This is a genomic window from bacterium, assembly GCA_023135785.1.
In the GTDB taxonomy this organism is placed as follows: domain Bacteria; phylum CAIJMQ01; class CAIJMQ01; order CAIJMQ01; family CAIJMQ01; genus CAZNJA01.
Map to the genome: position 1 here is coordinate 1 of JAGLSL010000001.1, position 12,751 is coordinate 12,751.

Consider the following 12,751-nt stretch of genomic DNA (forward strand, 5'->3'; position numbering starts at 1 on the left):
TTTTTCAATCTCTGCTGTTACACTGCGAATTATCTTCTTTAATTGAGGATGCGAGGTGGAATTTGAAAGAGAACGCAATGCCTGAAGGATGTTCACACCTGCGTGAATTAGCGTAGCAAACTCGTGATAAAAATTAGATAATGTCTTTTGAGTTATCATTTTAAATTAATATATTTATAGATTACAAGGATTTTATGCTATAGATTGCAGAGATTCAACTACAACTCAAGATTACTACTAAAAAAAAATGATATACTTGCCCCGTTAATCCATAATTAGACAGGTGCAAAACATATAAAAAAGCGGATTGATATACACATTTTGAAAAATTATTTTACTGTGTTATTATGAATTTCACGGACTTGACCCCGCTGAAGATTTAAAAAAATACTGGATATTTGTCAACAGTGAAAACAACTGTCACGCTACATAATGTTTACGAGCAACTTGTTAAATCTTTTACGGGGTTAATATAATCCCAACGCGAACTTTTCGGCGAGAAAGAATATGCGAAAAAGAATACTTACAGGCGACCGTCCTACCGGCAAACTGCATTTGGGACATTATGTCGGCAGTTTAAGAAACAGGGTCAAACTGCAGGAAGAATATGAATGCTTTTTTATAATCGCCGATTTGCATACACTCACCACAAAATCCGACCCGCAAAGTATAGGCACAGTTTCCCAAAATATAAAAGATTTAGTTCTTGACTATCTTTCAGTAGGCATAGACCCTGAAAAATCCACAATTTTTGTGCAATCCAAAATTCCGGAAATTTCAGAACTTGCAATACTTTTGTCAATGTTGGTAAGCATATCAAGATTAGAAAGAATACCGACTCTGAAAGATATGATAAAAGCTTTGAAGATAGAAAATCCTTCTTATGGTTTGTTGGGATATCCCATTATACAAGCCGCAGATATTCTCGTCGTTAGAGCAAATCTCGTCCCCGTAGGCAAAGACCAAGAATCCCACGTGGAGCTTACAAGAGAAATTGCCAGAAGATTTAACGGTTTATATGGAGAAGTGTTCCCCGAAACGAAAGCATTAATAGGAGACGTCGCTACATTGGTGGGAACAGACGGTAAAGCAAAAATGAGCAAATCATTGAATAATTGTATATATCTTTCCGATTCTTGCGAAACAGTAAAAACAAAAGTTATAAAAATGTATACCGACCCTACAAGAATTCATCCAACAGACCCGGGACACGTAAAAGGAAATCCCGTATTTATATATCACGATGCTTTCAATAAAAATAAAAAAGAAGTCGAGGAATTAAAAGAAAGATATAAAAAAGGAGCTGTCGGAGACGTTGAAGTGAAACAAAAATTGAACAACGCCTTAAACGAATTTTTGGCTCCGATAAGAGAAAAAAGGAATAAGTTTGAAAACAACTCTGGGCTTGTAGAAGAAATATTAAATAAAGGAACTAAAAAAACTCAAACGGAAGCCAAAGAGACGTTACGCCTTGTTAAAAAAGCAATGGGATTGGATTATTTTTAAGGATAGGATTTAAAAATAAACCTATCCTTGATTACACAGATGACGGCTTTGCTGTCATTGCGAGCGACTAAAAGGAGCGTGGCAATCCCAGAGATTGCTTCACTTTGTTCGCAATGACATTCCTGAGTAATCATATATTTATCGTTGAACTTGACTTAAAGAATTCTATTTGTTAAATTCTCTAAAATTTGCAAAGAATTTCTATAAAGTTTAAATCCGACATAAAGTTGGAGTAAAAAGGAGGAAAATAAGCATGAAAGTTAAGATTGACGAAGAACTTTGCACAGGATGCGGATTATGTTCTGATAACTGCGCAGAAGTGTTTGAGTTAACAGATGATGTTGCGCAAGTAACAACTGACGAAGTGGCCCCCGAACATGAAGACTGCGTGAAAGACGCAATAGACGATTGTCCTGTGGAAGCCATAACAATTATAGAAGAGTAGCGAAAATAAATTCGTTACTCTTTTTTTATTATATAATTTTAGGAAGAGGGGCAAAAAATGAAAGATATGGTGGAAATACGCTGGCATGGAAGAGGCGGTCAAGGAGCAAAAACAGCAGCTCTTTTATTTGCCGATTCAGCAATGAGTGCAGGTAAATTTATTCAGGCATTTCCGGAATATGGTCCGGAAAGAATGGGTGCGCCTGTTCAGTCCTTTGACCGTTTAAGTAATAAGCCGATAACTCTGCACTGCGGGATAACCTCTCCGGACATTGTGGCTGTCTTAGACCCAACTCTTATGGCAACAGTTGATGTTATCGCAGGTCTTTCTGACGACGGAGTGATAATTATAAACACTGCCTCATCGCCTGCAGAAATGAGAAAAGAAATGGGGATGAGCGGCAAAAAAATTTTTACAATAGATGCATCCGGAATATCAAAAGAAACTTTAGGCAGAGACATTCCAAATACTCCAATGTTGGGAGCTTTAGTAAAAGTAAGCGGACTTCTGGAGATAGAAAATGTACTTGAAGATACAAAGAAAAAATTAGAAAAGAAATTCAGGACAAAGCCCGAACTAATAGAAGGTAATATCCTTGCAATTAAGAGAGCATATGAGGAGGTCAAAGGTGAGTGAAGACAAAAAACTGAAAGGATGGAAACAACTGCCTATAGGCGCAATACTGAATGCAGGAACAGCCAAAAATTATAAGACCGGCGATTGGCGAAATATTCGTCCCGTATGGAATAAAGAAAAATGCATAAACTGTTTAAGATGCTGGATTTATTGCCCCGATTCTTCAATCATAGTCAAAGACGGTAAAGTTGATGGAATAGATTTAGACCATTGTAAAGGCTGTGGTATTTGCGCCGAAGAATGTCCGGTTAAGCCTGAAAAAGCGATAACAATGGTACCTGAAAAATAAACAGATGACAGAAAACAGAGGACAGAAAACAGAAAAATCTGACTTCTGTCTTCTGAGAAAGAGGAACATATGCAAAAAAAACTTGCGATAACAGGAAATGAAGCCATGGCTTATGCTATGAAACAAATAAACCCCGATGTTGTAGCTGCTTATCCTATAACTCCGGCAACCGAGATTGTCCAGATATTTTCACAGTATGTCGCAGACGGAGATGTTAACACAGAATTTGTAGCAGTTGAAAGCGAACATAGCGCTATGAGCGCAACTATCGGCGCATCCGCTGCAGGTTCAAGGGCAATGACAGCCACTTCGTCTCAAGGTTTGGCCTTGATGTTTGAAATGCTCTATATTGCCTCAGCTCTACGCCTTCCGATTGTTATGCCCGAAGTCAACAGAAGCCTAAGCGCGCCGATAAATATCCACGCTGACCATTCGGATACTATGGGAGCAAGAGACTGTGGTTGGATACAGATTTACTGCGAAAATTCACAGGAAGCATACGATAGTTTGATTCAAGCTGTAAGGATTGCCGAAGAGAGCCTCTTACCTATTATGGTAACAATAGACGGCTTTATTATCAGTCACGCTATGGAAGTAGTAGAGACTTTTGATAATAAAGAAATTCAAGATTTTATCGGCAAATATAAACCAGCTCATCCCTTATTAGACGTTAATCATCCCATCACAATCGGAGCGATAGATTTCAACGACTACTATTTTGAGCATAAACGTTCACAGATTGAAGCTATGAACAATGTAGAACCGGTTATCCTGAAAATTGATCAGGAATTTAAGAAAAATTTCGGGCGAGGTTACGGACTTTTTGAAGAATATATGATGCAAGATGCTGAAACTGCCATAGTAGTTATTGGTTCTACAGCAGGCACAGCAAAAGTTGCGGTAGACAATTTAAGAAAGCAAGGGAAGAAAGTAGGACTTTTAAGGCTTAGAGTTTTCAGACCTTTCCCGGCTGAAAAACTAAGCAAAGCATTATCTCATTTAAAAGCTGTTGCAGTATTAGACCGTTCTACCGGAATGAATGCATATGCAGGTCCCGTGTGTACAGAAGTTGCTTCTTCTCTATATACTCATTCGGATAAAAAACCTAAAATAATAAATTATATCTATGGACTTGGCGGAAGAGATATCTTTGTAGAAGATATCCAGAAGGTCTATGTGGATTTAGAGAATGTCGCAAAAGGCGAGAAAATAGAAAAGCTCATTAATTATATAGGAGTAAGAGAGTAAAATAAACGCAAAAAGAGAAATTCCCAATTTCTAATGATAGACTATTTTAAAAAAGCTTTTGAGAAATTGGACATTAGATATTTCATTGGAAATTAGATATTAGTAATTAGAAATTTTAGGGAGGTTAAATAATGCCGAGTTTAAAAGAATTATCTAAAGAAAAGGAGCCACTTTCCGGTGGGCATAGATTATGCGCAGGATGCGGCGCCAGTATTGTTGCAAGACAAGTTCTTCTGGCCGCGCCAAAACCTTTGGTCGTAACTTGTGCTACCGGTTGTCTTGAAGTTGCTACAACTATATTCCCTTATACTGCATGGGAAATGCCATGGATGCATAGCGCTTTTGAGAACTCTGCAGCAACGTGTAGTGGAATAGAATCCGCCTATCAATCCTTGAAGAAACAAGGTACGCTACCTGTAGATACAAAAGTAAATTTCATCGCATTTGGCGGAGACGGCGGAACATACGACATAGGACTGCAATCTTTATCTGGCGCTATGGAAAGAGGACATAGAATGCTTTATGTATGTTATAACAATCAGGCATACATGAATACCGGCATTCAACGCTCATCAGCCACTCCAAAAGGTGGATTTACTACAACCTCACCTGTAGGCAAAGTAAATCCCGGCAAAGAACAATCCCGTAAAGATTTAACTGCAATTGTGGTTGCGCATAACATCCCTTATGTTGCCCAAGCAGTTGCAGGCGACTGGAGAGATTTAACAACAAAAGTGCAAAAAGCGCTTTCAAAAGATGGTCCAAGTTTCATTAATATCCTTACTCCTTGCCGTCTTGGTTGGGGATACGCTCCCGAACTTACCCTCCAAATAGGACGACTTGCTGCAGAAACGTGTTTCTGGCCATTATACGAAGTAGAAGAAGGAGTATATAAGCTGACTTCCAAACCTAAAGAGAAAAAACCAATAATTGAATTATTAAAACTTCAAAGCAGATTCAAACATCTCTTCAAGAAAGGTAACGAAGCACTCCTCGCTGAAATACAGGAAGATGTTGACAAGAAATGGAAAAAACTGCTCTCTCTGTGTGACAATCGGGCAGAAACCAAGTAGATTAAATATCTTCGCGCCGCTGGCATAGCCTTGGGCGACGCGCAGCAAAGAAAATAGGAGGATACGCTATGACGGTAGAAAGACATTTTGCTTGTTGTGGAATTCTGTTTCCCCTTATGTTCGGTTTCTTTTTTAGTCTTATAGGAACCGTTTTTAGTCAAGGAAACTCTTTGCCAGTTTATAAAAACACTCAGATCCCCGTCGAGGAACGCATAGAAGACCTGCTAAGTCGCATGAGTCTGGAGGAAAAAGTCGATATGCTTAGTGGGACCGGCTTCGAATCTAAACCTAACGAACGATTAGGGATTCCATCCTTGAATATGACCGATGGTCCTGTGGGTGTGCGATGGGGAAAGGCAACAGCTTTTCCTGCCGGCATAGCTATGGCAGCCAGCTGGGATACTGCCCTTGTAGAGCGAATCGGTCAGGCGCTTGCTCGGGAAACAAAAGCTAAGGGACGAAATGTATTACTTGGACCGTGCGTGAATATTCAACGTGTGCCGCACGCAGGCCGCAATTTCGAAAGCTTTGGTGAAGACCCATATCTGGCATCTAGAATGGCGGTATCTTATGTAAAAGGCGTACAGAGCGAGAAAGTCATTGCTACAACTAAACATCTCGCCTGTAATAATCAGGAATACGAAAGAGGTAGCATTGACACCAGAGTAGACGAACGCGCCCTGCGCGAAATCTATCTCCCTGCGTTCAATGCCGCAGTGCAGGAAGCTGATTGCTGGGCTATAATGTCGGCATATAATAGACTCAACGGTCATTATTGCAGTTCAAACACTGCCCTCCTCACCGATATTTTAAAGAATGAGTGGGGATTCCAAGGTTTTACAATGTCCGATTGGGGAGCCGTGCACAGCACAATCCCAACCCTATTCGCAGGATTAGATATAGAAATGCCGGAGGCAAAGTATCTGATAAAAGAAGATGTGCTGGAAGCAGTAAAAAGCGGGACGGTGAAAGAGTCTAAGATTGACGATAAAATCCGACGTATGTTACGGGCAATGTTTGTAATGGAATTTTTTGATCAGCCTGCCCGCCAAGGCTTTACAGGAGGGAAAGAACCCGACACGGGCGCATTGGATACGCCAGAGCACAGAAAACTCGCTTTGGAGACAGCCCAAGAAAGCATTGTGCTAATGAAAAACGAGAGAAACCTTCTGCCCCTCGACATTAAAAAAATAAAATCTATTGCTGTTATTGGTCCTAATGCGGCAATATCCAGGACTGGAGGAGGTGGTAGCTCAAGGGTAATACCTTTTTACTCAATCAGTCCTTTGGAAGCCCTGAGGAATAAAATCGGTAAGGACGTAAAAATTTATTACTCACCGGGAATGTTTATGGAAGAGGATATGCCTCCCATTGAATCCGCCTATTTGCGCCCTCCTGAAGGAGAAGAGGAAACCCAAGGATTGTTGGGTGAATATTTTAACAATATGGAATTTAAGGGTGAGCCTATAATTCGCAAAATAGACAGACAAATCAATTTCCAGGGGGGGAATGATTTTCCTAAAGGCATCCCAGCCGACTATTTCTCTGTGCGATGGACAGGGAAACTTGTTCCGCCAAAATCAGCGAAATATATACTAAGCATCAGCAGTGATGACGGTTCCCGTCTTTATCTGAACGGTAAACTTTTACTCGACAACTGGGGTCCCCATGCCTTACAGACCAAATCAGCCACTGTTGAACTAAAGAAAGGCAAACCGGTCGACATCAAGGTGGAATTCTGTGAAGAGGCTGGCGAAGCAGCGGTAATTTTGGGTTGGGATATAGCCCTTGATAATGTTAACCCTGCAACGGAAACAGAAGCAGTGAAGCTTGCCAAAAAATCGGATGCGGCAATTGTTTTTGCGGGTTTATCCAATCACATTGAGGGCGAGGGTTCCGATCGTAAAGACCTCTCTCTACCTTCCAGCCAGGAAAGTTTGATTAAAGCAATCGTAAAAGCTAATAAAAATACCGTTGTAGTCTTGAATAGCGGATCTCCAATATTAATGAATGACTGGATTAATCAAACACCAGCCCTTTTGGAAGTATGGTATTCCGGACAAGAAGGTGGAAATGCGATTGTTGATGTGCTCTTCGGCCAGATCAATCCTTCCGGAAAACTGCCTATGACTTTCCCGAAAAAGTGGGAAGATTTTCCATCTTACGGTAACTATCCCGGCGAAGACGGCGTTGTTTATTATAGAGAAGGTATTTTTGTCGGATATCGCCATTTTGATAAAGAGGACATTGAACCATTGTTCCCCTTTGGACACGGACTTAGCTACACAAAATTTTCCTACAGCGACATAAAAATCACACCAAGAAAAGTTAGTAAAGAGAAAAATGTGGAGGTGAGTTTTAATTTAAAAAATAGCGGTTTGCGTGAAGGCGCAGAAATTGTTCAGCTTTACCTGCAAGACATAGAATCTAGCGTGGAAAGGCCAAGCAAAGAACTAAAGGGATTCCAAAAAGTTTATCTAAAGCCCGGCGAGGAAAAACGCATCAGTTTGACTATCAAGTCTTCTGATATGAAATTCTTTGATATATGTAGAAAAAGTTGGATGGCAGAAGCAGGTAAGTTCAAAGCAATGCTCGGTAGTTCTTCAAGAGATATTCGTATTGAAGGTGAATTTGAATTAAAATAGGTCCTGTTAATTTTTAATAAAGAGAACTCTTAATGAAAGATAAAAGTTTTTTAGACAGCAGATTAAAAGCGGAAGAAATAAAACATTTAACAGAGACTGCGCAACTGTGCAGGGGCGATATTATTAAAATGACGACTCTTGCCGGTTCGGGACATCCGGGCGGTTCATTATCATCAATAGATATACTTACTACTCTTTATTCCTACGCAAAAGTGGACCCAAAAGAACCTTATCATCCGTTAAGAGACCGAATCATAATCTCGTGCGGACATATTTCTCCGGGCGTATATTCAACATTGGGAAGATTGGGATTCATAAATATCGACGATGTGATATCAGGTTTCCGAAATGAGAAAACTCTTTTTGAGGGACACGTCGTAAGAGATGTCCCCGGCATAGAGTGGTCAACCGGTAATTTAGGACAAGGACTTTCAGCAGGTTGCGGTTTTGCCATTGCATCAAGAATTAAGAAAGAGGACTGGAATGTTTTTGTGGTAATGAGCGACGGAGAGCAAGCAAAAGGACAAATTGCCGAAGCAAGAAAATTTGCCAAGAAATATAACCTTACAAACCTTACCGTTATTATAGACTACAATCAACTCCAGATTTCGGGATGGATTCATGATGTAATGCCTCAGAATATAAAAGCAAATTATGAAGCCGACGGATGGAAAGTTCTGGAGATTAACGGACATGATTATAAGCAAATCTACGAAGCCCTTAGAGAAGGGGCTCACAGTAAGAACAAGCTAGTTGCCATTATTGCCCGAACCACTATGGGCAAAGGTATATCGTTTATAGAAAATAAATGGGAATTTCACGGTAAAGCGTTAAACATAGAACAATATAAACAGGCTATAAAAGAATTAGGGCTTGTAGATGACTTAACTAAATACAGTAAAAGGAGAGAAAAAATTCATCCTTTGTTGCCGGGAAAAAGACCGGAAGAAAAAATAGACATAGATGTAGGCACTCCATTTATATACGGACCTGAGGAAAAAACAGACAACAGAAGCGCATTCGGAAAAGCACTGGCTGATATCGGTAAACGTAATTTCCCTGCCCGCTTCGCAGCAGGCGGGCAAATAGGCAGGAATGTACCCGGCAAAAATCCTTTGGTTGTTTTGGATTGTGATTTGTCCACATCCGTAAAGACGGCTTCATTTGCAAATAACTGTTCTTGCAATTTTCTACAAGGAGGCGTTCAAGAGCATAACACTGCCACAGTTGCAGGAGCGCTTTCTACGGAAGGAATTGTAACCTTTTTTGCTGATTTTGGAGTATTCGGTATTGACGAGACCTATAACCAGCACCGACTAAACGATATTAATAATTCCAACCTTAAACTAATGTGCACCCATTGCGGATTAGACGTTGGAGAAGACGGCAAAACACACCAGTGCATTGATTACATAGGAGCGATGAGGAATCTGTTCGGATTTAAAATTATCGTCCCTGCCGACCCCAATCAGACCGATAGAGCTGTAAGATATATAGCTAAAAAAAGAGGTAACTTTATCGTTGCTATGGGGAGGTCAAAGCTTCCAATAGTTCTTGCAGAAGACTGCAGTCCATTATTTGGGGGGAAATATGAATTCCAATACGGCAAGGCGGACATTTTAAGAGACGGAAACGATGCTTCCATAATAACCTGCGGAGCCATTTCAGAAAAAGCCATCAAAGTTTCTGATTCTCTAAAAACAAAAGGGTATTCCGTCAGAGTTGTGAATATTTCATGCCCCTCTGATATAGACAAAGACGCAATAAGACAAGCAGTTAATACGGGGCTTATCGTCACTCTCGAAGACCACCACAAAGAAACAGGATTAGGTTCTATTGTCGCGCAGGTAATAGCAGAAGAATCCCTCGTCGTAAAATTTGTAAAAATAGGCGTTGACCACTACGGCGAATCCGGAAAACCCGAAGAACTTTACAAGCTCTTTGGGATGGATGAAGCCGGCATAACTCAAACCGTATTATCTAATTTAAAAAAATAGGCATCTTCAACAATTTCTAAAGTTATATTAACTTCTTCAAAAGAAAAATACTTATGGAATTAGGACTTGTTATTCCTGAATTAGAAGAATGTTACCAAAAAGGAACATTCTATAAAACAATAGAAATACTCCAAAAGGCCGAAATTCATAAAATAGAAGCGCATGCTTCGTTTCTATTGAACAAAACTCACCAAAAACTTTCTCAATTAAATCAGGATTTAGAAAAAAGAAATATAATTATCTCTTCTATCCATGCTCCTTTTGGCGAAGATAAAGACCTTTCAAGCTTAAGTTCCATAATAAGAAAAAAGGCAATAAACCAACACATTGCTGTTATGAGGCAGATGGACATTATAAAAACACAGGTCCTTACAATTCATCCCGGCGGTAGAGTAAAACAAGATACAGATATTCCCGTCAGAGAAGAACTCTTCAAGGAAAGTTTAGAAATACTCCTTAAAAATGCGGAACAGCTCAACATAAAACTTGCCGTTGAAAATATGCTGCCATTGCATCCCTTATACAAGATCGAAACACTAAAGAAGATATTAGACGAATTTCCTTCACCTTTTCTGGGGGTCTGCTTGGATACCGGACACGCCAATGTTGGCAAAGGAGTGATTGAGACATTTAATGTAATAAAGGAAAAAATGTTTGACTGTCATGTTCACGATAACGACGGGACAAAAGATATGCACTTACAACCGCCCTATGGCAAAATTAACTGGGCAGAATTTTTCAGCGCTGTAGAAAATATAAAATTCAAAAGGCCTTTAATGATTGAATCGCTCCCCTGGCAGGGAAGGGAACTAAGCTGGATGTTCAAGGAAGTAAGAATGTTAAAAGATAATCAAATATTAGAAAAAGATTCTCCCAAAAAACACTTTCTAAGATGCCGTAAATGTAACCATTTCATTTACAACGCAGAATCCGAACCCATCTGTTATTGTAATTTCTGTATACAAACCGCTCAAGTTTGAAGAACAACTACAATAAGTAATATAATTGCGCGTTAAGAAGAGGAGGTAAATCAATTATGAAAGTTGCGATTGTATATTTTTCGTTAACCGGAAACACAGAAAAAGCCGCTATAGAAATAGAAAATCAGCTTGAAAAGAAAAACATACAAGTTTCCCGCATAAAATTAGAAGGAAATTTCGGAACTTTTTTCACCAATTCATTTAAAGCTCTCTTCCGTGTAAAGGCAAAAACCGAACAGCTCCAATGGGACATGAAAGAATTCGACTTTATTATTATAGGCAGTCCCGTCTGGGCATTTTCTCCAACACCCCAAGTCAACACCTTCTTAAAAAAATGCAGTGGGTTAGAAGGCAAAAACGGAGCTATTTTTGTAACATACGGCAGTGGGACAGGTAAGGATAGAGCATTAAGAATTATGAAAAAAGAATTATTACTAAAAGGATTAAAAGAGGTTTATTCTTTTTCTTTATCTGATAAAATAACCTCAGGAGACATGGATAAACTGAATAAAAAGGTCGAATTTATTCTTGCGTCTTCTCCTATATCTTATAAAACAAGTGAGGTGAAAAATGAGTAAAAAAACTATTCTATTAGTAGAAGATGACGACATTATCAGGCTTTCATTAAAAACTATACTTGAAGCCATTCCTGATTATGAAGTAATAGAATCCCCCAATGGAGCAAATGCCCTTGCCCTACTTTCATCCAAGAAACCTCAGATAGATGCTGCGGTATTGGACATTATGATGACCGGGCACGGCGGTTCAGTGGGCGATTATCTCAAGAAAGACCCCCAATATGATAATACGCTTATCATTTACCATACCGGTCTGAACAAAAACCAGTTCGATAATAAAATTCTTGAAGGGGCATTATATGTTAATAAGGGAAAAGAAAGTATCAATAAAATAGCAGAAATTCTAAAAGAACAATTGGGATAAACTAGTAAAACTATTGAGGAGTAAATTATGGCAAATTTTTCTTTTGATATAGTATCCGAAGTCGACCTGCAGGAAATGGACAACGCGATAAATCAGGCAAACAAAGAATTGATACAGAGGTTTGATTTTAAAAATAGCGTATCTTCTATCGCCTACGACCGCAAAGAGAAAAAAATCACTTTGGTCTCCGATAATGATGCAAAGTTGCGTTCTCTTACCGACATTTTAACTACCAGGATGGCAAAAAGAAACATCGCTCTGAAATCTCTGAAATTTAATAAACCGGAAAATACATTTCAGGGTCATGTTCGCCAAACAGTGGAAATATGTATGGGCATTGAGAAGGAAAAAGCGAAACAGCTAATAGGAATTATAAAAGAGCTTAAGCTTAAAGTACAAACTCAAATTGAAGGTGAAAAAATAAGAGTCAGCTCAGCGAAAAAGGATGAACTGCAGGAAGTTATCGCGCATTTAAAAAAGCTGGAAGACTTTCCCATTCCGCTTACTTTTTCTAATTATCGTTAATCAAGCAAATATCTGCGTTGAATACATTTTTGAATTACTAAATGTTAGAATGGCTGTGAGATGTTTTAAAGTAACCTTTGTTAACCATTATTAACTCGTATTAACGATTTTACTGGTCCCCCTACATTTCTCTGAAATGAAACAGGGGGACTGAAAAAAGGAGAGGTGGCCGAGTGGCTGAAGGCAGCTGCCTGCTAAGCAGTTGTGGGGGTAACTCCACCCCGGGTTCGAATCCCGGCCTCTCCGCCATGAACCACTCGCAAAACTTTCTATCGAAAATTTCACTCGGGTTCATGGCACAGCCCTTACGTTTTTAAAAAGTAAGGGGGTTTTTGCGAGTGTGTGAATGCCCTGTACCCGAACTTTGCGAAAGCAAAGTGAGTGGTTCTGGGCAAAGTTAGAAATTTAAACGTGGCTGTCACGTGTAAATTATGTAGTAATTTATTACGTAACGCCACCGAAGAA

General features: G+C 39.4%; 13 protein-coding genes and 1 tRNA gene. 13 read left to right on the forward strand and 1 reads right to left on the reverse strand.

Going from position 1 to position 12,751, the window contains the following annotated elements:
- Window positions 1–159: type II secretion system F family protein (locus tag KAS42_00005; protein MCK4904619.1), on the reverse strand; the 159-nt coding region annotated here is incomplete at its 3' end.
- A 348-nt stretch (window positions 160–507) separates the two neighbouring features.
- Between KAS42_00005 and trpS the strand changes: the two genes are divergently transcribed.
- The 13 genes from trpS (at window position 508) to KAS42_00070 (ending at window position 12,535) form a co-directional block, all read left to right on the forward strand.
- Window positions 508–1,506 (forward strand): tryptophan--tRNA ligase, encoded by a 999-nt coding sequence (gene trpS, locus KAS42_00010; GenBank protein ID MCK4904620.1) that lies wholly within the window; start codon window positions 508–510, stop codon window positions 1,504–1,506.
- 253 nt (window positions 1,507–1,759) lie between these two features.
- Window positions 1,760–1,951, forward strand: a complete 192-nt coding sequence (locus tag KAS42_00015; GenBank protein MCK4904621.1) for a ferredoxin — start codon at window positions 1,760–1,762, stop codon at window positions 1,949–1,951.
- A gap of 57 nt (window positions 1,952–2,008) precedes the next feature.
- The gene (locus tag KAS42_00020; GenBank protein MCK4904622.1) at window positions 2,009–2,587 is read left to right on the forward strand and encodes a 2-oxoacid:acceptor oxidoreductase family protein; all 579 of its coding nucleotides are present in this window, start codon (window positions 2,009–2,011) and stop codon (window positions 2,585–2,587) included.
- Window positions 2,565–2,876 carry a 4Fe-4S binding protein gene (locus KAS42_00025; protein ID MCK4904623.1) on the forward strand — a complete coding sequence of 104 codons (312 nt, stop codon included), beginning with the start codon at window positions 2,565–2,567 and terminating at the stop codon, window positions 2,874–2,876. Before KAS42_00020 ends, KAS42_00025 begins: the two co-directional genes overlap by 23 nt.
- Window positions 2,877–2,945: 69 nt before the next feature.
- Window positions 2,946–4,124 (forward strand): pyruvate ferredoxin oxidoreductase, encoded by a 1,179-nt coding sequence (gene porA / locus KAS42_00030; GenBank protein MCK4904624.1) that lies wholly within the window; start codon window positions 2,946–2,948, stop codon window positions 4,122–4,124.
- Between the two features lie 128 nt (window positions 4,125–4,252).
- Complete coding sequence (locus KAS42_00035; GenBank protein MCK4904625.1) at window positions 4,253–5,197, forward strand: pyruvate ferredoxin oxidoreductase; 945 nt, start codon at window positions 4,253–4,255, stop codon at window positions 5,195–5,197.
- 68 nt (window positions 5,198–5,265) lie between these two features.
- Entirely contained in the window at window positions 5,266–7,842 is a 2,577-nt protein-coding gene (locus KAS42_00040; GenBank protein ID MCK4904626.1) for a glycoside hydrolase family 3 C-terminal domain-containing protein, read from the forward strand.
- Between the two features lie 32 nt (window positions 7,843–7,874).
- Entirely contained in the window at window positions 7,875–9,839 is a 1,965-nt protein-coding gene (locus KAS42_00045) for a transketolase (GenBank protein ID MCK4904627.1), read from the forward strand.
- 53 nt (window positions 9,840–9,892) lie between these two features.
- Window positions 9,893–10,819: a sugar phosphate isomerase/epimerase gene (locus tag KAS42_00050; GenBank protein MCK4904628.1), complete on the forward strand. Its 927-nt coding sequence runs from the start codon at window positions 9,893–9,895 to the stop codon at window positions 10,817–10,819.
- Window positions 10,820–10,875: 56 nt separating this feature from the next.
- Entirely contained in the window at window positions 10,876–11,397 is a 522-nt protein-coding gene (locus KAS42_00055; GenBank protein ID MCK4904629.1) for an NAD(P)H-dependent oxidoreductase, read from the forward strand.
- On the forward strand, window positions 11,390–11,761 hold the full coding sequence (locus KAS42_00060; GenBank protein ID MCK4904630.1) for a response regulator: 372 nt from the start codon (window positions 11,390–11,392) through the stop codon (window positions 11,759–11,761). The genes KAS42_00055 and KAS42_00060 overlap by 8 nt, the downstream gene beginning before the upstream one ends.
- 27 nt (window positions 11,762–11,788) lie before the next feature.
- The gene (locus KAS42_00065) at window positions 11,789–12,286 is read left to right on the forward strand and encodes a YajQ family cyclic di-GMP-binding protein (GenBank protein MCK4904631.1); all 498 of its coding nucleotides are present in this window, start codon (window positions 11,789–11,791) and stop codon (window positions 12,284–12,286) included.
- A 159-nt stretch (window positions 12,287–12,445) separates the two neighbouring features.
- Window positions 12,446–12,535: transfer RNA gene (locus KAS42_00070), tRNA-Ser, on the forward strand.
- The last annotated feature ends 216 nt before the right edge of the window (window positions 12,536–12,751 follow it).